We start from the raw sequence: 20,163 nt of genomic DNA on the forward strand, positions 1-20,163 counted from the left end.
ATGAAGCATTTCCTCCCAAGCACCGCCCTCGCTGTCATGATCGGCCTGGGCAGCCTCACGCTCGGCGGCAATGCGGCGGCCGCCAACAAGTGGGACGGCCTGCAACCGGACCGCGACGAGATCGTCGCCAGCCTCAACGTGGTGGAATTGCTCAAGCGCCACCACTACAGCAAGCCCCCACTGGACGATGCCCGCTCGGTCATCATCTACGACAGCTACATCAAGCTGCTGGACCCGGCGCGCAGCTACTTCACCGCTGCCGACATCGCCGAGTTCGACAAGTGGAAAACGCAATTCGACGATTTCCTCAAGAGCGGTAACCTGGACCCAGGCTTCACCATCTACAAACGCTACCTCGACCGCGTCAAGCAACGCCTGGACTTCGCCCTGGCCGAGCTGAACAAAGGCGTGGACAAGATCGACTTCACCACCAAGGAAACCTTGCTGATCGACCGCAAGGACGCACCGTGGATGAAGGACCAGGCCGAGCTCGACGACCTGTGGCGCAAGCGCGTGAAAGACGAAGTGCTGCGCCAGAAAATCGCCGGCAAGGAACCCAAGCAGATCCAGGAAACCCTGACCAAGCGCTACAAGAACCAGCTGGCGCGCCTGGACCAGACCCGTGCCGAGGATATCTTCCAGGCCTACATCAACACCTTCGCCCAGTCCTACGACCCGCACACCAACTACCTGTCGCCGGACAACGCCGAAAACTTCGACATCAACATGAGCCTGTCGCTCGAAGGCATCGGCGCGGTGCTGCAAAGCGACAACGACCAGGTCAAGATTGTGCGCCTGGTGCCGGCAGGCCCGGCCGCCAAGACCAAGCAAGTGGCCCCGGCCGACAAGATCATCGGCGTGGCCCAGGGCAACAAGGAAATGGTCGACGTGGTCGGCTGGCGCCTGGACGAAGTGGTCAAGCTGATCCGCGGCCCGAAAGGTTCGGTGGTGCGCCTGGAAATCATCCCGGCCAGCAACGCACCTAGCGACCAGACCAGCAAGATCGTGTCGATCACCCGTGAAGCGGTGAAGCTTGAAGAGCAGGCAGCGAAAAAGTCGGTACTCAAGCTCAAGCAGGACGGGCGTGACTACAAGCTGGGCATCATCGAGATCCCGGCTTTCTACCTGGACTTCAAGGCCTACCGTGCAGGTGACCCGGAGTACAAGAGCACCACGCGTGACGTGAAAAAACTGCTCACCGAACTGCAGAAGGAAAAAGTCGACGGCGTGGTCATCGACCTGCGCAACAACGGCGGCGGCTCGTTGCAGGAAGCCACTGAGCTGACCAGCCTGTTCATCGAGAAAGGCCCGACCGTGCTGGTGCGCAACAGCGATGGCCGCGTCGACGTGCTGGAAGACGAAAACCCAGGTGCCTTCTACAAAGGCCCGCTGGCGCTGCTGGTGAACCGGCTGTCGGCCTCGGCTTCGGAGATCTTCGCCGGCGCCATGCAGGACTACCACCGCGCACTGATCATCGGTGGCCAGACCTTCGGCAAAGGCACTGTGCAGACCATCCAGCCACTCAACCATGGCGAACTGAAGCTGACCCTGGCCAAGTTCTACCGGGTTTCTGGGCAAAGCACCCAGCACCAAGGCGTGCTGCCGGACATCGACTACCCGTCGATCATCGACACCAAGGAAATCGGCGAGAGCGCGCTGCCCGAAGCCATGCCGTGGGACACCATTCGCCCGGCGATCAGGCCGGCGTCCGACCCGTTCAAGCCGTTCCTGGCCCAGCTCAAGGCGCAGCATGAAGCACGCAGTGACAAGGATGCCGAGTTCACCTACATCCGCGACCGGCTGGCCCTGACCCAGAAGCTGATGAATGAAAAAACCGTCAGCCTCAACGAACAGGAACGCCGTGCACGCCATGATGAAATCGAGGCCAAGCAACTGGCGCTGGAAAACGTCCGCCGCAAGGCCAAGGGTGAAGAGCCGCTGAAAGAGCTGAAGAAAGAGGATGAAGACGCGCTGCCGGCCGAAGATGAAAACACCAAGCCGGAAGACGACGCCTACCTGTCGGAAACCGGTCGCATCCTGATCGACTACCTCAGCGCCAGCACCAAGGTGGCCAAGAAATAAGGCAACGCGGCAATGATGGCAAATTAATGTGACCTGTCATCAAACAGTCATCGCGCTGTCGTGAAATACGAGGGCCGGGCATGTAGATGCCCGGCCCTTTCATTTTCAGGATTACGTCATGACCGTTGCCGAACAGCTCGATGCCTTGAGTGCCATCCTGGCTCAACGCAGTATCCACAGCTTGTTCCAGCCGATCATGTGCCTGAGCGAGCAACGGGTGTTCGGCCATGAAGCGCTGACCCGTGGCCCTTCCAACAGCCCGCTGCACGCGCCGCTGAACCTGTTTACCATCGCCCGCCAGGCCGGCCGCCTGACCGAGCTGGAAGCCGCCTGCCGGGAGAGTGCCTGCCGACGCTTCAGTGAGCAGCAACTGCAAGGCAAACTGTTTCTCAACATCTCGCCCGAATCGCTGCTGGAGCCACACTACCCCTCCGGCCTGACCCTCAAACTGCTCGAACAGGTCGGGCTGCCCCCCAGCCGGGTCGTGATCGAGTTGACCGAACACACCCCCACCGACGACTTCCAGCTGCTGTCCAATGCCCTGCACCATTACCGCGATATGGGCTTTTCGATCGCCATCGACGACCTGGGGGCGGGCTATTCGAGCTTGCGCCTGTGGTCGGAGCTGCGCCCCGAATACGTGAAGATCGACCGGCATTTCATCGACGGTATCCACCGCGACCCGCTCAAACGCGAGTTCGTCGGCTCAATCTTGCAGATCGCCCGGGCGTCAAAGGCGCAGGTGATTGCCGAAGGCATCGAGCTGGCGGAGGAACTGGCGGTGCTGAGGGAGATGGGGGTAGACCTGGTGCAGGGTTACCTGCTGGGACGGCCGCAGGAGCTGGGGGTGCGGGAACTACCGGCGCTGACGAGCCTGCCGCCGGCCGAGCAACCGACAGTGCGCTTGAATGCCACGATCGGGCAATTGCTGGAGCTGCTTGGACGGCATCAGCACCTGAATGTACTGGAGGTGGTGGATGCGGACGGCAGGGCCTGCGGATTGATCCACAGGGATGCACTGCTTGTTACGGCCTCTTAACAGACCGATTCACCCGTGAAGAAGCCTGATCAGGCAGACTCGGGGTAGCTGTACTCGAACACCCGGACCACCTCGGAGGCATGCCAAGAAGCTGCCTCCATACCATCGACCGGCCCGGTAAACCGCCCCAGCCGCTCGACACACTCAAAAAAGCCAGTACGCGGCAAACGGCTGGCGCCTTGGCTGATCACCAGCGAACTGCGCAAGGGCTGCTCGGCACGGGCATCCAACACGGCCAGGTATTCCAGCGCGGCGGTCAGCGTCTGCATGGCCGGGCTGGGTAGTTGCAAGCGCTCGATCAACGCTCGGTACGTCAGCAGGTGACGTTGTCGACGGGCCAGGTCAAGCTCGCCCAGCAGGTTATCCCAGTGCTGACGGCTGATCCTGACCTGGCTCATGATGGCTCGCTCCAGCCAGCCACCCCAAGATGCCAGGCCAAGGCGCGGCGGATGGCAGCATCCGGTTGGCGCTCGCCCGATTCGATCATGGCCAGATACGCCGGGCTCACCCCGACATTGCGCGCCAGTTGCTCAGGGGCAATGCCCTTGGCCTGGCGAATCTGGGCGACTTCGCTGAAGGCCGGTAATGGCGCACTGGCCGTCCCCCCCTGCGCTTCACTGACAACCGCCTCGGCAGGTGCCTGCCCCGCAGCCTTGAGCAAGGCCTGGTATTGCTCCCAGGGAACGACTGCGTACTCGGGCTGACCGTCCCGGCTGATGACCTGAATACCCATTACAAACCCCTTTAAAAAGGATTACAGCATGTAATCCGTAGGCATAACCCTTATGCCAATTATATTACCAACTCTGGGGTCTGTGCAGTTGAGGTGCAGTGAAGGCTCAGGCCGCTCTTAGTGCGTATTGCGTTCCAGCCGCAGCGCCTGCGGGGTGGCGGGCAGGCGCTCGACCACGCGCAGCCGTTCGGGCGCCTGGCTATCGCGCCAGGCTTTGAAGCGCGCCAGCTCGTCGGACACGGTTTTCAGCACCCAGCCCAGCACCGCGATGTCATCAAGAAAACCCACCCCCAGCAGCCAGTCGGGGATGGCATCGATGGGGCTGACGAAATACAGCAGGCCAGCCACGATGGTGACCAGCGCCCCAGGGCTGATGGCGCGGTACTCGCCGCGCCACCAGGCCAGGCACAGCGACTGTAACAGCTTCACATCTTCACGCAGCTGGCCGAGGCGCGGGCCTTTGCGCGCCACCGCGAACAGCAAGGCCGGCAAGCGGCCGCGGCTGAGCAGGCGCTCGGCCAATGGCAGAAAGCGGGCGAAATTCCAGGGTGCGCTCATGGAGCCTCCGAGAGGAAAAGGTTATCCACATTTATTGTGGATAACCTTGTGAACAGGGCGATATTTCTGACCTCCGGTGCCTGCCAGGCAAGGGTCCCGGTCAGATCGGGCGTTTTTTACACAGCCGTTTCACACCGGGGCTGGCTAAGCCGCAAACGATTTGCGTCAGAAACGTCCTACATCTTTACGCTTCATCTCCTCGGACAGTATCAGCTGTTGCAGGTTCGTCCAATCGGCACAAACGAAAACGCCCCGTCAGTGCGGGGCGTTTTCAACTACCAGCCAATATTACTTGGCAGGTGCTTCCGCAGGCGCTTCGGCCGGGGCCTCACCTTCAGGCTCGGCACCTTGCAGCTGGGCCGGGTCCTTGATGGCGATCAGTTCCAGGTCGAACACCAGTACCGAGTTGGCAGGGATCAACGGGCTCGGGCTTTGTGCGCCGTAGGCCAGTTCAGCCGGAATGAACAGCTTGTATTTCTCGCCAACGTGCATCAGCTGCAGGCCTTCGACCCAACCTGGGATCACGCCGCTGACCGGCAGGTCGATCGGGCTGCCACGCTCTACGGAGCTGTCGAATACCTTGCCATCGATCAGCTTGCCTTCGTAGTGGACAGTGACCACGTCTGTCGGCTTAGGCTGCGGGCCGTCGGCCTTCTTGACCACTTCGTACTGCAGGCCCGAAGCGGTGGTGACCACGCCTGGCTTCTTGGCGTTTTCTTCGAGGAACTTCTTGCCGGCGGAGGCGGCTTCTTCGCTGGCCTTGGCCAGGCGCTCTTCGGCGCGCTTCTGCAATGCGGTGAACGCTTCTACCAGCTCTTCATCCTTGATGCGCTGCTCTTTCTTGCTGACGGCGTCTTCGATGCCGAGGGCGACTGCTTTGGAATCAAGGTCTTCCATGCCTTCCTGAGCCAGGCTCTTGCCCATGTTCAGGCCGATACCGTAGGAGGCTTTCTGCGCCGGAGTCTTCAGCTCGGGGCTGCTGGCCTGTTGGTCACAGCCAGCCAGTACCAGGCCTACCAGGGCAACCGCAGCCGCCAAACGATGCTGTTTCATGCTATTTCCTTGTTCATGCGCCATAAGGGCAATCAGGGTAAAGCCGCGAGCTTAGCAGGCGGCCATGACCAATGGCTACCGGCATAGGAGCGGGTTTTAGTAAGGAAGTTCAGTTGTTAAACGCTTATTAATGCGAGCGTTTGCAGCCATTGGCCAGTATTGACCCGTTGTGCCGTTTTTGCGCGGTCCAACCAGGGATTTATTTCGCTGGATTCTGAAAAGCCTGCAATCAGGGATATTGACCCTCGCGATACTCCCCTGCCACCTCACGCAGTACCTCGCACACCCATTGCCCAGGCAAGCTTTGCGGCAGGGCGGCGTTACGGCAGATGCCGACCGAACCGCCCGGCTCGCGCACGCCCAGGTCGAGCTCGACCAACTCGCCACGGCGCAGGTCCAGCAAGACCGCGTCGCGGGGCGCCACCCACAGTCCATCACTGCCCAGCAGGTAACGCCGGCTCAGGGCCAGCGACAAGGTTTCCAGGCGCTGCGCCGGCATCTGGATACCGCATTGCACAAACAGGCTGTCGGCATGCTGGCGGATGGTGGTGCCCGCCGGGGGCAGCACCAACGGGTAACGCCCCACCTGGGCTCGCTCCACCGGCGCGCTGGCCAGCAGCGGGTGACCGGGGCGTACCACCAGGCTCATCGATTCGCTGTACAGGTGCTCGAACGACAGGCCCTGGATCTGCGGGCTGTCGGTCATGCGCCCGACCACAAGCTCCAGTTCGCCCAGGTGCAGTTGGCCGAGCAGCTGAGCACTGACCCCGGTGACCACACTGATCACCAGCGCGTCATGGCGCTGGTGCAGGCGGCACAACACCTCGGGCATGAGCAGGCCCTCGACCGTGGACAGCACGCCTATACGTACCTGTGACGGCGCCCGCGCTTCGCCACGCAAACTGCTGACACCATCGCGCAGGGCCTGCACGCTGGGCCCGGCATAACGCATGAAGCGCGTCCCGGCGGGGGTCAGCTCGACACCCTGACGGCTGCGCGCGAACAAGCGCGCCTCCAACAGGTCTTCAAGTTCCTTGAGGGTTTTGGAGATGGCCGGCTGGCTGATCGCAAGCACGTCGGCCGCCCTGGCCAGGCTGCCCTGCCGGGCAATCTCCAGGAAGCACAGCAGGTGGCGGTATTTAATGCGGGTATCGAGGTTCATGCGGCAAGCTTAACGCATCGCCGCAAGCAGCAGCTGAACATCAGGCCACCGCCAACTCCACCGCCTCGCCATTGAATCGCACCGACCATACCCGAAGCTGTTGCCCGGCATCCTCCAGGCACTCGCCGCTCTGCAGGCTGAAATGCTGCTTGTACAACGGCGCCGCCACCACCAACTCACCCTGCACACTGCCTACCAACCCACGGCCGATGATGTTGGCGCCGGAACGCGGGTCGCGGTTGTCCACGGCATACAGCGGCTGGGCCTGCCCCGGCAGGTAGAACAGCGCCACCTGGGTGCCATCCAGCCACACGACCACCCCGGACTCGGCTACCAGGTCTTGCACCCGGCACACCACCTGCCAGGTCGCTTGGGTTTTCACAGCAGCATTGGACAGGTTCATCAGACAGCCTCCTCGACAGTTGGAATCAGGTGCAGCGGCGCAGCAGGCCGGCGTTGTTCGCGTTCGCGCACGAAGTGCATGTCCGGGTCGGCACGCCGGTCATTGACGAAGGTGCGGAAGCGCTTGAGCTTCTCCGGGTCGTTGAGGGCGTTGGCCCATTCGCATTCGTACTGGTCGACCACATGCTGCATCTGCGCTTCCAGCTCGCTGGCCAAGCCCAGACTGTCGTCGATGATCACCTGCTTCAGGTAGTCCAGCCCACCGTCCAGGCTCTCGCGCCAAACCGAGGTGCGCTGCAGCTTGTCGGCGGTACGGATGTAGAACATCAGCACGCGGTCGATCAGGCGTACCAGGGTTTCGTCGTCCAGGTCGGTGGCGAACAGTTCAGCATGCCGTGGGCGCATGCCGCCGTTGCCGCACACGTACAGATTCCAGCCCTTGTCAGTGGCGATCACGCCGATGTCCTTGCTCTGCGCCTCGGCACATTCGCGGGTGCAGCCGGACACGGCGAACTTGAGCTTGTGCGGGCTGCGCAGGCCTTTGTAGCGGTCCTCCAGGCGCAGGGCCATGCCGACACTGTCCTGCACGCCGTAACGGCACCAGGTGCTGCCCACGCACGACTTCACCGTGCGGGTCGATTTGCCGTAGGCGTGGCCGGTTTCGAAGCCGGCTTCGATCAGCTCGCCCCAGATCAGCGGAAGTTCATGCAACTGGGCACCGAACAGGTCGATGCGCTGGCCGCCGGTGATTTTGGTGTACAAATCGTACTTCTTGGCCACCTGGCCAATGACGATGAGCTTGTCGGGGGTAATTTCCCCCCCCGGTATGCGCGGCACCACCGAGTAGGTGCCGTTTTTCTGCATGTTGGCCATGAAGGTGTCGTTGGTGTCCTGCAGCGGCACCAGCGCCGGGTCCATGATCGGCTGGTTCCAGCACGAGGCGAGAATATTGCCCACCGCCGGCTTGCAGATGTCACAGCCAACGTGGCCTTTGCCGTGGCGTTCGAGCAGTTCGCCGAAGGTGCGAATACCCTCAACCCGCACCAGCCCGTAGAGTTCCTGACGGGTGTAGGCGAAGTGCTCGCACAGGCTCTTGTCCACCGCCACGCCGCGGGCGGTCAATTCATGCTCGAACACCTGCTTGAGCAGGGCCGCGCAACCACCGCAACCACTGGCAGCCTTGGTGCAGCCCTTGACCGCCGCAAGATCGCTGCAACCGCTGTCAATGGCCGCGCACACCGCGCCCTTGCTGACGTTGTGGCAGGAGCAGATGGTCGCGCTGTCGGGCAATGCGTCAGCGCCCAAGGCCGGTGCGCCACCGCCTTGCGGCAAGATCAGCGCTGCCGGGTCGGCCGGCAAGGCAATGCCGTTCTGGGCGTATTGCAGCAGGGTGTCGTAATAGCTGTTGTCGCCCACCAGCACCGCGCCGAGCACATGCTTGCCGCTGGCGTCCACCACCAGCCGGCGGTAGGCGCTGTTGGCCTCGTCGATGAAGCGGTAGCTGCGCGCGCCAGGGGTGGCGCCGTGGGCATCACCGATCGAGCCGACATCCACACCCAACAACTTGAGCTTGGTCGACATGTCGGCGCCGGTGAACGCGACCGCCGCCTCCCCCATCAGCAACGCCGCCAGGTTGCGGGCCATGCCGTAGCCTGGGGCAACCAGGCCGAAAACGCTGCCGTTCCACGAGGCGCACTCTCCAATGGCAAAGATGCGTGGGTCGCTGCTGCGGCAGTGATTGTCGATCACCACACCGCCGCGCGCGGCGATCTCCAGGCCGCAGGCTCTGCCCAAGGCATCCTGTGGGCGGATACCAGCGGAGAACACGACCAGGTCGGTTTCCAGGTGCTCGCCGCCGTCGAAGTTCATGCGATAGCGGTAGCTTTCACCGTCGTTGATCGACTGGGTGGCACGTGACAGGTGCACCCCCACGCCCAGCGCCTCGATCTGCGCTTTAAGCGCGGCACCGCCCTCACCGTCCAACTGCACCGGCATAAGCCGTGGAGCGAATTCAACGACGTGGGCTTCCAGGCCCAGCGACTTGAGGGCGTTGGCGGCTTCCAGGCCAAGCAGGCCGCCACCGACCACCACGCCACGACGCGCACCGGCTGCGGCAGCGCGAATGCCATCAAGGTCGTCCAGGGTGCGGTACACCAGCCGGGCATTGCCGCTGGAGCCTTCGATCGGCGGTACGAAGGGGTAGGAACCGGTGGCCAGCACCAGTTGCTCGTAGCCGTATCGGCCCTCGGCGGTGACCACCTCGCAGCGCTCGCGGTCGATCTCCAGCACAGCCTCACCCAGGTGCAGGTGCACGCCGTTGGCGTTGTAGAAATCGTGCTCGCACAGGGCCAGGGTTTCGGCACAACTGCCACCGAAGTATTCGGACAGGTGCACGCGGTCGTAGGCGCGTTGGCGCTCTTCGCCGAACACCCGCACCTCAAAGCGCTGCAGGGCGCCACGGCTGACCAGTTGTTCGACGCAATGGTGGCCGACCATGCCGTTGCCGACGATGACCAGTCGCTCTCGTTGCCCGCTGCTCACTGTTGCCTTCATAAGCCGATCCTCGATCAAAAAAAAAGCGCCTGGAGCCGAAGCTCCAGGCGCCTTTGCCTGTATTCATCACGGTAGGGGCCCGGGTTGATCGCCGTTGATCAGCGGGGCTTGTTGTATTGGAGATAAAGCAGGGACTGTGCCAATTGCTTTACCTGTGCCGGCCTCTTCGCGGGTGAGGCCACGCCCACAGGGATCTCCAACGGTCGGCAGACTTGTACGGTACCTGTAGGAGCGGGTTCACCCGCGAAGAGGCCGGCACGTATGCACATTCACAGTGCACAACAGCCCATCCCGGTGCGCTCAGTACACATCGCGCCTATACCGCTTGGCCTTGTTCAATGTTTCGACATAGGCATCCGCATCCACTTTCCCGTGCACGGCAATGACTTCACGTAACGCCGCATCCACATCCTTGGCCATGCGCTGGGCATCCCCGCAGACATAAAAATACGCGCCTGCCTCCAGCCATTGCCATACCTGTGCTCCCTGCTCTCGCAGGCGTTGCTGTACATAGATCTTCTCGGCCTGGTCGCGGGAAAACGCTGTATCCAGCCGTAGATGACCACCTGCCTGCCAGGCCTGCAATTGTTCCCGGTAATAGAAGTCGGTTGCCGCGTACTGCTCGCCAAAGAACAGCCAGTTACCGCCTTTCGCCCCCCGCGCCTCCCGTTCTTCGAGGAAGGCGCGAAACGGCGCAATACCAGTGCCAGGGCCAACCATGATTACCGGCACATTGTCGTCCTCGGGCAGGCGAAAGTGCTTCGACACCTGCGGGAAAATTGCCACCTTGAGTGCCTGCGCACGGTCAGCAAGGAAGCTTGAACACACGCCTTTACGTTCGCCATAACGCACCGTGGAAACCGTCAGGTGCACCTGCTCCGGGTGCGCCAGCGGGCTGGAGCTGATCGAGTAGAGCCGCGGCTGCAACGGCTTGAGCAGCTCCAGCCAGTGGGCCAGTGGCAACTGCTGGGGGAAGGCGCGCAGCACATCGGTCAACTGCCGGCCCCACAACCAGTCCTGCAGCTCGGCCTTGCACGCGGGCTGCAGCAGGCGCTGCAGGTCGGGCGCATTGCCTGCAAATGCTTGCAGCTGTTGAGGGCTTACCTTGGCAATTTCCAGATGCGCCTGCAGGGCTTCGGCCAGTGGCATGGCAGGCTGGCCTTTCAACTCGACCATGGCCTGGCCATCAAGCTGCGTCAGTGCCAGCAGCTCGTCGACCAGGGCCGGGCAATTGCGCGGCCACACACCCAAGGCGTCACCGGCGGCGTAGGTGAATCCGCTACCGCTCAGGTCGAAGACCAGCTGGCGGGTTTCCTTGCTGGCACCGGGGCCATTGAGCAGGCGATTTTCCCGCAAGGTGGCAGCCCAGGGTTGTTGCTTGCTGTAGGCCGCCACGGGTGCGGGGTCGCTGGCCGGTAGTGGCGCCGTGGCACTGCCCAGCTCGGCTAGCAATGCCTCGAGCCAGCCCGCAAAGGCTTCGTCAAAATCCGGCTCGCAGTCCACCCGTTGCAGCAGGCGCCGCCCTCCCAGCTCGGCCAGGCGCAGGTCGAGCTTGCGGCCAAAGCCGCAGAACTGATCGTAACTGGAGTCGCCCAGGGCCAGCACGGCATAGGGCAGCTCGGCGCAGTGGGCGCCCCCCTCGCCCTGCAGTGCCTGCCAGAATGCCGCCGCGCTGTCGGGTGCATCGCCATCGCCAAAGGTACTGGCAATCAACACCACACTGGCAGCGCCCTGCAGCTGGCTTGGGCTGACCGCCTCCATGCAGCGCAGTTGCACACTCAGGCCGGCACCGCGCAGGCGCTCGGCACAGCGTTCGGCCAGCAGCTCGCCGTTGCCGGTCTGCGAGGCCCACAACACCTGATGCAGTGGCACTGTCAGCGCCGCTGGGGGCGCAGTGGCGGGCTGGGCGAACAGCCCGGCCAGCAAACCGTCGACGAACAGCCGCCGGTTGGCAGCCAGCGGCGCACTGGCCGGCAGGGCGGGCACGCCCTCGGCGCGGGCTTGGTCCAGGCCCAGCAGGAAACCTTGCAGGTAATGGCGCTCTTCTTCGGCCAGCACCGGGGTCGGCAGGGTGTCCAGGCCAAGCAGACGGGACAGGGTGGCGGTCGGCATGCGAGCAGGCTCCGAAGTGGCAGTGTTCAGGTCAAGGGCATCGATGCGCTCACTTGCGACCCGCTCCAGGGCCACGGCGCAATGTTTGAAGGCAGGCTGCAGTGACAACGGATCGACCGCATCGCAGGTCACGGCATTGATTGCCAACTGCTCGCCGACCAGGTCGTTCCAGTGAAACGGCGCGAAGCAGTTGCCCGGCATGACCCGGTCACTGATACGCGCCGGCAGCACGGCTTGACCACGTCGCGAGCGAATGGCCACCTGGTCCTTTTCTGCCACTCCCAACCGGGCAGCATCATCGGGGTGGATTTCGACAAAGGGACCGGGCTCCAACTTGTTCAGCGCCGGCACCTTGCCGGTCTTGGTCAGGGTGTGCCATTGGTGCTGCACGCGGCCGGTATTCAGCACCATGGGGTAGTCGTCATTCGGCAACTCCGGCGCCGGCAGCCAAGGCCGAGCGAAGAAGCGCGCCTTGCCGCTGGCGGTCGGGAAGGCCAGGGCCGGCCGCTGCCCCTGGGCATCGAGCAACAGCGCCTGGCTGCTGCCGTCGTTGAGGTAGCGCAGTGGGCTTCGCGCCTGTTCACGGCCCGGCGCACAGGGCCACTGGCGCGGTTGCGTACGCAGTTCGGCATAGCCGATGCCGCGCAGGTCGTAGCCGGTCAGCGGGTTGTGGAAGCGGCGAATTTCCTCGTACACCGCTTCGGCATCGGGGTAGTCGAATGCGTCGGCATAGCCCATGGCACAGGCCACACGGGCAATGATCTGCCAGTCGGGCAGGCTTTGCCCTGGCGGCTGGACGGCGCGCGGCATCAGCGTCAGGTTGCGTTCGCTATTGATCATCACACCCTCGCCTTCGGCCCACAGCGCGGCCGGCAGCAAGATGTCGGCGTAGCGGTTGGTTTCGGTGTCGAGGAATGCATCCTGGGTAATCACCAGTTCGGCCTCGCGCAGCCCGTCGATTACTTGCTGGCGGTTGGCGACACTGGCCACCGGGTTGCTGCAGATGATCCAGCAGGCTTTCACTTCTCCGGCCTTCATCTGCTCGAACAGCGCCACCGTGCCCTCACCGCCTTCGCTGCGCAGGCTGCCCGGCGCCAGCTGCCACTGCTGCTCGACAAAGGCGCGGTCCGTTGCCACCAACGCCGAGCGCTGGCCTGGCAAGCCAGGCCCCATGTAGCCCATCTCGCGGCCGCCCATGGCATTGGGCTGGCCGGTCAGCGAGAACGGGCCGCTACCGGGGCGGCAGATGGCGCCCGTGGCCAGGTGCAGGTTGCAGATGGCGTTGCTGTGCCAGGTGCCGTGGATGCTCTGGTTAAGGCCCATGGTCCAGCAGCTCATCCAGTTGCTGGCGCTGCCGATCCAATCGGCGGCCTGGATGATATCGGCCTCCGCCAGCCCGGTGATGGCGGCTACGCGCTCGGGGGTATAGTCGTCGAGGAAGGGTGGCAGTTCGTCCCAGCCTTCGGTGTGGCGGGCGATGAAGTCGAGGTTGGTGTGGCCGTTGCGCTGCAGCAAGTGCAAAAAGCCGTTGAGCAAGGCCATGTCGCTGCCTGGGCGTACTTGCAGGAACAGGTCAGCCTTGTCGGCGGTTGCGCTGCGCCGCGGGTCGACGACGATCAGCTTGGCCCCGGCCTTGACCCGGTCGAGCAAGCGCAGAAACAGAATGGGGTGGCAGTCGGCCATGTTGGCGCCGATCACCAGGAATACGTCGGCGTGCTCGAAGTCCTGGTAGCTGCCGGGTGGGCCATCGGCGCCCAGCGACAGCTTGTAGCCGCTGCCGGCGCTGGCCATGCACAGGCGCGAGTTGGACTCGATATGGCGGGTGCGGATAAAGCCTTTAGCCAGCTTGTTGGCCAAGTACTGGGCCTCCAGCGACATTTGCCCGGACACGTACAGCGCCACGGCGTCAGCGCCGTGCTGGTCGATGATGCCGCGCAGGCGCATGGCAGTGTCGGTGATGGCCTGGTCCATGTTGGTGCGCACCGGCGGCTGGCTACGTTGCTGGCGCACATAGGCGTCAGCCATGCGCCCGGCGGCGCTCAGCGGCAGGTGTGCGGTGAGGCCTTTGGTGCACAGGCGGCCGAAGTTGCTGGGGTGCTGCTTGTCGCCACTGATCTTGCCGACCTTGCCATCGGCAACGCTCATGACGATGCCGCAGCCAACGCCGCAGTAGGGGCAGACGCTGCGCACGTCGCTGTTGGCCATGGGCGGGCTCCTGTGGGGAACGCAAAAAGGCGCCGGCTGCTCCGGCTTGCGCAAGCAAGCGGGGCAACACGGCGCCTTTGTCGTGAGGTTGTGTGGGCTGTCGACGTTGACCGCCCTGGATGGCAGGTAAGTCAGCAATTAATGGGCCAGCTGTGTCGGCCTCTTCGCGGGTAAACCTGCTCCCACAGGGATATCACTGCACTCAGGTCCTGTGATATCCCTGTGGGAGCAGGTTTACCCGCGAAGAGGCCGACACAGGCAGCGCACCATGCGGTGGCAACCTCACACTCCCAGGCGCTATGCTGGGGCACATTCCAGCATGAGCAACTGCCCTCCCCCTATGTCTCAGGTGATCATCAAGACCCCCGCCCAACTCGACCTGATGCGCCGCGCCGGCCAACTGCTGGCCCAGGTGTTCGCCGACCTCGACAGCTTCATCCGCCCCGGTGTCACCACCATGCAGATCAACGATCGCGCCGAGGCATTCATCGTCAATACACTCAAGGCGCGGCCAGCGAGCAAAGGCCAGTATGGCTTCCCCTACTCGCTCAATACCTCGGTGGACCATGTGGTGTGCCACGGCATACCCAAAGTCGATGAAGTGCTCAAGGAAGGCTCGATCATCAACGTCGACATCACCCTGGAACAGGGCGGCTACATTGCCGACTCTTCGAAGATGTATGGCATCGGAGCGATCAGCGATGAAGCCCGGCGGTTGGTCGACACTACCTACGACGCATTGTGGAAAGGCATCGAGCAGGTGCGCCCTGGGGCGACGCTGGGTGATATCGGCCATGCCGTGCAGGCCCATGCCGAGGCTGCGGGCTACAGCGTGGTACGCGAGTATTGCGGGCACGGCATTGGCCAGCAGATGCATGAGGGGCCCGAGGTGCTGCACATTGGCCAGCGCGGCATGGGCATGAAGCTGAAGCCGGGCATGGTGTTTACCATCGAGCCGATGATCAACCAGGGTAAGCGTGGCACGCGAGAAATGAAGGACGGCTGGACGGTGATTACCCGTGACCACAGCCTGTCGGCGCAATGGGAGCACACCGTGGCAGTGACCGAGCAAGGGTTCGAAGTGCTGACGCTGCGGGAGGAAGAGCGCTGACGCTGAAACTGCAGGCACAAAAAAAGCGACCCTAAGGTCGCTTTCTTTGTTACTTCCGGGTGTTCAGTGGGCCCTGGAAGTGGAATATGGCGCAGCGGACGGGACTCGAACCCGCGACCCCCGGCGTGACAGGCCGGTATTCTAACCGACTGAACTACCGCTGCGCTATACATCGAGTGGTGGGTGATGACGGGATCGAACCGCCGACCCTCTGCTTGTAAGGCAGATGCTCTCCCGGCTGAGCTAATCACCCATGTCTCTCGGTGTGGCGCGCATTCTACGGGCGACTTTGCGCTCTGGCAAGCACTTATCGAAGTTTTTTCAAACTTGGATCAAACAGCAAAATACAGGCACAAAAAAAGCGACCCTAAGGTCGCTTTCTTTGTTACTTCCGGGTGTTCAGTGGGCCCTGGAAGTGGAATATGGCGCAGCGGACGGGACTCGAACCCGCGACCCCCGGCGTGACAGGCCGGTATTCTAACCGACTGAACTACCGCTGCGCTATACATCGAGTGGTGGGTGATGACGGGATCGAACCGCCGACCCTCTGCTTGTAAGGCAGATGCTCTCCCGGCTGAGCTAATCACCCTTCGTCTCGGTGTGGCGCGCATTCTACGGACGGCCCCACACCCTGGCAAGCACTTTTTAAACTTTTTTCAAAAAAAACCTCATGCCTTTCAAAGACCTAGCGTTGGCGTGCGTTTCTTTCCCGCATTAGTCACTGCTGGCCCTGTGACAGGGCTGGCCTCAGAACAGCGCACGGAGAATAATGCCCGCCTTATGCATTAAGGAGAGATTGCCCCTCATGTGGTTCAAGAACCTGCTGACCTACCGCCTGACCCAGGAAGTTCCGTTCGAGCCTGAAGCGCTGGAAGCCGCCCTGGCCAGCAAGCCGGCCCGCCCTTGCGCCAGCCAGGAGCTGACTACCTACGGTTTCGTCGCGCCGTTCGGCAAAGGCGAAGACGCTCCCCTGGTGCATGTCAGCGGCGAGTACCTGCTGATTGCCGCACGCAAGGAAGAACGCATCCTGCCTAGCAGCGTGGTCAACGACGCGGTCAAGGAAAAGGTCGAAGAGATCGAGACCGAGCAAATGCGCAAGGTCTATAAAAAGGAACGCGACCAGATCAAGGACGAGATCATCCAGGCCTTCCTGCCGCGCGCGTTCATCCGCCGCTCGATGATCTTCGCCGCCATCGCCCCGCGCCTGGGCGTGATTCTGGTCAACTCGGCCAGCGCCAAGCGTGCCGAAGACCTGTTGTCGACCCTGCGTGAAGTGATGGGCTCGCTGCCGGTGCGCCCTGCCACGGTAAAAGTTGCACCGGTTGCCACCATGACCGACTGGGTCAAGTCGCAGCAAGCCGCCGAAGGCTTCCATGTGCTGGACGAATGCGAGCTGCGCGACACGGCCGAAGACGGCGGTATCGTGCGCTGCAAGCGCCAGGACCTGACGGGCGAGGAAATCCAGCTGCACCTGAGCACTGGCAAGGTAGTGACCCAGCTGGCCCTGGCCTGGCAGGACAAGCTGTCGTTCATTCTCGACGACAAGATGGTCATCAAGCGCCTGAAATTCGAAGAGCTGCTGCAGGAGCAGGCCGAGCAGGACGGTGGCGATGAGGCAGCGCAGCAGTTCGATGCCAGCTTCCAGCTGATGATGATGACCTTTGCCGAGTTCCTGCCGGTGCTGTTCGAAGCGCTGGGTGGGGAAGAGATTCCGCAAGGGGTCTGATGTTCTCTTGAAGGACCGGTGCTGGCCTGGAAGTGATTTTTTGCCTGCACCGGCCTCTTCGCGGGTAAACCCGCGAAGAGGCCAATAAAATCCACACAGCTATAAAAAGAAAAGGAATTGCCCATGCGTGCCCTCGCCGCCTTAAGCCGCTTCGTCGGCAATACCTTCGCCCTGTGGGTGCTGGTTTTCGCCGTGCTGGCTTTCCTGCAACCGCAATGGTTCATCGCCCTCAAGGTGGCCATTGTGCCGCTGCTGGGGCTGGTGATGTTCGGCATGGGCCTTACCCTCAAGCTCGACGACTTCGCCGCCCTCGCCCGCCAGCCTTGGCGGGTGATGTTGGGCGTGGTCGCGCACTTCGTGATCATGCCCGGCATGGCCTGGCTGCTGTGCCAGCTGTTCCACCTGCCGCCGGAAATTGCCGTGGGCGTGATCCTGGTTGGTTGCTGCCCAAGCGGCACGGCATCGAACGTGATGGTCTGGCTGTCGCGTGGCGACCTGGCGCTGGCCGTGGCGATCGCTGCGGTCACCACCCTGCTGGCACCGCTACTGACCCCGGCACTGATTTGGTTCCTGGCATCGGCCTGGTTGCCGGTGTCCTTCATGGACATGTTCTGGTCGATCCTGCAGCTTGTCATGCTGCCGATCGTGCTCGGCGTGCTGGCCCAGCGCTTGCTCGGTGCCCGCGTGCAGGCGGCGGTGCAGGTGCTGCCGCTGGTGTCGGTGGTGAGTATCGTGATGATCGTGTGTGCGGTGGTGGCGGCCAGCCAGGCGAAAATCGCCGAGTCGGGGTTGCTGATCATGGCGGTGGTGATGCTGCACAACAGCTTCGGCTATTTGCTGGGGTACCTGACCGGCAAGCTGTGCAAACTGCCGCTGGCCCAGCGCAAGTCGCTGGCGCTGGAGGTGGGCATGCAGAACTCCGGGCTTGGCGCGGCACTGGCAGCAGCGCACTTCTCGCCACTGGCGGCGGTGCCGAGCGCCTTGTTCAGTGTTTGGCACAATATTTCCGGGGCGCTATTGTCCACCTGGTTCCGGCGGATGAATGAGCCGGCGGTGGAAACCGAAGCAGTGGAACCCGCCCGCACAGGCTTGCCCTGAAACCTTCAGGTGTGCACCATAGTGGCCACTGTGAGGACGACCTCACGACGCACCGCGTGACCATTCCGGGGACGGCCCCATCATTCAAACGATGGAGACACACTCATGTCCTGGATCATCCTGTTCTTTGCCGGCCTGTTCGAGGTCGGCTGGGCCGTTGGCCTGAAATACACCGACGGCTTCAGCAAGCCGATTCCCACCGTACTTACCGTCGGCGCCATGGTCATCAGCCTTGGCCTGCTGGGCCTGGCCATGAAGGAGCTGCCACTGGGCACCGCCTATGCCATCTGGACTGGCGTCGGTGCCGTGGGCACGGTGATCGCTGGCATCATCCTGTTCGGCGAATCGATGGCCCTGGTACGGCTGGTCAGCGTGGCACTGATCGTCTGCGGCCTGGTCGGCCTTAAAGTCAGCGCCAGCTAACCCCCTCCCCTAGCGCAGGTTACCGCGCAAACGGCTGACCTGCTCGCGCAACAACTCTGGCTGCGCCGCCTCCACTGGGATGGCGGCGCCTGCCACAATGGTCACCCGCGACCACAGGCGCTTGAAAAAGCCCTTGGCCGGGTCGCGGCTGAAGAAGCTGCCCCACAGCCCCTGCAAGGCCAGCGGAATCACCGGCACCGGCGTTTCTTCGAGGATGCGGTTGACGCCGCCCTTGAACACATCGATTTCGCCATCACCGGTCAACTTGCCTTCCGGGAAGATGCACACCAGCTCCCCCTCGGCCAGGTACTGGGCAATTCGCGCGAAGGCGCGCTCGTAGGTCGCCAGGTCTTCGTTACGCCCGGCTATCGGGATGGCGCCAGCGGTGCGGAACACGAAGTTGAGCACCGGCAGGTTGTAGATCTTGTAGTACATGACAAAGCGGATCGGCCGGCGGATAGCCCCACCCAGCAGCAGCGCATCGACGAATGAAACGTGGTTGCACACCAGCAACGCCGCGCCTTCGTCAGGGATGCGTTCAAGGTCGCGATGCTGCACGCGATACATCGAATGGCTGAGCAACCAGATCAGGAAGCGCATGGTGAACTCGGGCACGATCCTGAAGATGTAGGCGTTGACCGCGATGTTGAGCAGCGACACCACCAGGAACAGCTGCGGGATGGTAAAGCCTGCCAGCCCCAGCAGGACAATGGTGAGCACCGCCGACACCACCATGAACAAGGCATTGAGGATGTTGTTGGCCGCGATCACCCGGGCCCGCTGGTCTTCGGCCGTGCGGGCCTGGATCAACGCATACAACGGCACGATGTAAAAGCCGCCGAATACCCCCAGACCGACGATCGACAACAAGATCCACCAGGCCTGGCTCATGCCCAGCAGCGCCAGCCAGTCGTGCGGCGCCGCCGCAGCCGGAACATCACCGGAATGCCACCACCACAGCAAGCCGAACAGGGTCAGGCCGAACGAGCCGAACGGCACCAGGCCAATCTCCACCTTGCGCCCGCTAAGGCGCTCGCACAGCAATGAGCCCAGGGCGATACCCACCGAGAACAGCGTCAGCACCAGGGTCACCACCGTGCCGTCACCGTGCAGCCAGTCCTTGGCGTAGGCCGGGATCTGCGTAAGGTAGATGGCGCCGACGAACCAGAACCACGAGTTGCCGACGATCGAGCGCGACACCGCTGGCGGCTGGCCCAGGCCCATGCGCAGAATCGCCCAGGACTGCTTGAAGATGTTCCAGTCCAGTGTCATCTGCGGCGATGCGGCGGCAGCCCGGGGGATCCAGCGGCTGGCCAGGTAGCCGAGCACCGCCGTGCCGACCACGCCACCGGCCACCACCGAGGCGTAGCTGTCGGCCGACATCATCACCCCGGCACCGATGGTGCCAGCGAGGATGGCGAGGAAGGTGCCGGTTTCCACCAGCCCATTGCCGCCAACCAACTCTTCCTCACGCAGGGCCTGCGGCAGGATTGAATACTTCACCGGGCCAAACAGCGCCGAATGGGTGCCCATGCCGAACAGCGCCACCAGCATCAACGCCAGGTGGTTGGTGATAAAGCCCAGCGCACCCACTGCCATGATCGCGATTTCGGCCAGTTTGATCGCGCGGATCAACGCGTCCTTGGCGAACTTTTCACCGAACTGCCCGCCCAGTGCCGAGAACAGGAAAAACGGCAGGATGAACAGCAAGGCGCACAGGTTGACCCAGATCGACCGGTCGCCGTCGCCCAGGCTGAGCTTGAACAGGATCGCCAGAATCAGCGACTGCTTGAACAGGTTGTCGTTGAAGGCACCCAGCGACTGGGTGATGAAAAACGGCAGGAAACGCCGCTTGCCGAGCAAGGTGAATTGCGAGGAGTGACTCATCGTCCATGCTCCTGAGGGC

At 62.9% G+C, this 20,163-nt stretch carries 15 protein-coding genes and 4 tRNA genes; 6 read left to right on the plus strand and 13 right to left on the minus strand.

Features of this window, described 5'->3' with window-relative positions:
* Window positions 1-2,082 (plus strand): carboxy terminal-processing peptidase, encoded by a 2,082-nt coding sequence (locus APH42_RS01930; RefSeq protein WP_177336837.1) that lies wholly within the window; start codon window positions 1-3, stop codon window positions 2,080-2,082.
* 118 nt (window positions 2,083-2,200) lie between these two features.
* The gene (locus tag APH42_RS01935; RefSeq protein ID WP_012270991.1) at window positions 2,201-3,121 is read left to right on the plus strand and encodes an EAL domain-containing protein; all 921 of its coding nucleotides are present in this window, start codon (window positions 2,201-2,203) and stop codon (window positions 3,119-3,121) included.
* Window positions 3,122-3,150: 29 nt separating this feature from the next.
* On the opposite strand, the gene APH42_RS01940 is transcribed toward APH42_RS01935, so the two are convergent.
* From APH42_RS01940 to APH42_RS01975, 8 genes are all read right to left on the minus strand, one after another.
* Entirely contained in the window at window positions 3,151-3,519 is a 369-nt protein-coding gene (locus APH42_RS01940; RefSeq protein ID WP_012270990.1) for a hypothetical protein, read from the minus strand.
* Window positions 3,516-3,854 (minus strand): helix-turn-helix transcriptional regulator, encoded by a 339-nt coding sequence (locus APH42_RS01945; protein ID WP_060492602.1) that lies wholly within the window; start codon window positions 3,852-3,854, stop codon window positions 3,516-3,518. The genes APH42_RS01940 and APH42_RS01945 overlap by 4 nt, the downstream gene beginning before the upstream one ends.
* Before the next feature lie 117 nt (window positions 3,855-3,971).
* The gene (locus APH42_RS01950) at window positions 3,972-4,412 is read right to left on the minus strand and encodes a YkvA family protein (protein WP_012270988.1); all 441 of its coding nucleotides are present in this window, start codon (window positions 4,410-4,412) and stop codon (window positions 3,972-3,974) included.
* Window positions 4,413-4,700: 288 nt separating this feature from the next.
* Window positions 4,701-5,465: an FKBP-type peptidyl-prolyl cis-trans isomerase gene (locus tag APH42_RS01955; protein WP_060492603.1), complete on the minus strand. Its 765-nt coding sequence runs from the start codon at window positions 5,463-5,465 to the stop codon at window positions 4,701-4,703.
* A gap of 229 nt (window positions 5,466-5,694) precedes the next feature.
* The gene (gene pcaQ / locus APH42_RS01960) at window positions 5,695-6,627 is read right to left on the minus strand and encodes a pca operon transcription factor PcaQ (protein ID WP_060492604.1); all 933 of its coding nucleotides are present in this window, start codon (window positions 6,625-6,627) and stop codon (window positions 5,695-5,697) included.
* 40 nt (window positions 6,628-6,667) lie between these two features.
* Window positions 6,668-7,030 carry a nitrite reductase small subunit NirD gene (nirD, locus tag APH42_RS01965; protein ID WP_012270985.1) on the minus strand — a complete coding sequence of 121 codons (363 nt, stop codon included), beginning with the start codon at window positions 7,028-7,030 and terminating at the stop codon, window positions 6,668-6,670.
* Window positions 7,030-9,582: a nitrite reductase large subunit NirB gene (gene nirB / locus APH42_RS01970; protein ID WP_060492605.1), complete on the minus strand. Its 2,553-nt coding sequence runs from the start codon at window positions 9,580-9,582 to the stop codon at window positions 7,030-7,032. The genes nirD and nirB overlap by 1 nt, the downstream gene beginning before the upstream one ends.
* A gap of 300 nt (window positions 9,583-9,882) precedes the next feature.
* Window positions 9,883-13,899, minus strand: a complete 4,017-nt coding sequence (locus APH42_RS01975) for a bifunctional nitrate reductase/sulfite reductase flavoprotein subunit alpha (protein ID WP_060492606.1) — start codon at window positions 13,897-13,899, stop codon at window positions 9,883-9,885.
* A gap of 319 nt (window positions 13,900-14,218) precedes the next feature.
* Between APH42_RS01975 and map the strand changes: the two genes are divergently transcribed.
* A complete protein-coding gene (gene map, locus APH42_RS01980; protein WP_012270982.1) occupies window positions 14,219-15,010 on the plus strand; it encodes a type I methionyl aminopeptidase in 792 nt (263 codons plus the stop codon).
* A gap of 87 nt (window positions 15,011-15,097) precedes the next feature.
* Here the strand turns inward: map and APH42_RS01985 are convergent.
* The 4 genes from APH42_RS01985 to APH42_RS02000 all read right to left on the minus strand — a co-directional run bounded on the left by APH42_RS01985 (window position 15,098) and on the right by APH42_RS02000 (window position 15,599).
* Window positions 15,098-15,174 (minus strand) — tRNA-Asp (locus APH42_RS01985).
* Between the two features lie 13 nt (window positions 15,175-15,187).
* Window positions 15,188-15,263, minus strand: a tRNA-Val gene (locus APH42_RS01990).
* 170 nt (window positions 15,264-15,433) lie between these two features.
* Window positions 15,434-15,510: transfer RNA gene (locus APH42_RS01995), tRNA-Asp, on the minus strand.
* 13 nt (window positions 15,511-15,523) lie between these two features.
* A tRNA-Val gene (locus APH42_RS02000) sits at window positions 15,524-15,599 on the minus strand.
* A gap of 216 nt (window positions 15,600-15,815) precedes the next feature.
* On the opposite strand from APH42_RS02000, the gene rdgC reads away from it, so the two are divergent.
* From rdgC to sugE, 3 genes are all read left to right on the plus strand, one after another.
* The gene (gene rdgC / locus APH42_RS02005; protein WP_012270981.1) at window positions 15,816-16,736 is read left to right on the plus strand and encodes a recombination-associated protein RdgC; all 921 of its coding nucleotides are present in this window, start codon (window positions 15,816-15,818) and stop codon (window positions 16,734-16,736) included.
* A 123-nt stretch (window positions 16,737-16,859) separates the two neighbouring features.
* A complete protein-coding gene (locus tag APH42_RS02010) occupies window positions 16,860-17,834 on the plus strand; it encodes a bile acid:sodium symporter family protein (protein WP_012270980.1) in 975 nt (324 codons plus the stop codon).
* Between the two features lie 105 nt (window positions 17,835-17,939).
* Window positions 17,940-18,257, plus strand: a complete 318-nt coding sequence (gene sugE, locus APH42_RS02015) for a quaternary ammonium compound efflux SMR transporter SugE (RefSeq protein WP_012270979.1) — start codon at window positions 17,940-17,942, stop codon at window positions 18,255-18,257.
* 9 nt (window positions 18,258-18,266) lie between these two features.
* Here the strand turns inward: sugE and APH42_RS02020 are convergent, their stop codons facing one another.
* A complete protein-coding gene (locus APH42_RS02020) occupies window positions 18,267-20,144 on the minus strand; it encodes a 1-acyl-sn-glycerol-3-phosphate acyltransferase (protein ID WP_060492608.1) in 1,878 nt (625 codons plus the stop codon).
* Between the last annotated feature and the right edge of the window lie 19 nt (window positions 20,145-20,163).

Source organism: Pseudomonas sp. NBRC 111140 (assembly GCF_001320885.1).
In the GTDB taxonomy this organism is placed as follows: domain Bacteria; phylum Pseudomonadota; class Gammaproteobacteria; order Pseudomonadales; family Pseudomonadaceae; genus Aquipseudomonas; species Aquipseudomonas putida_P.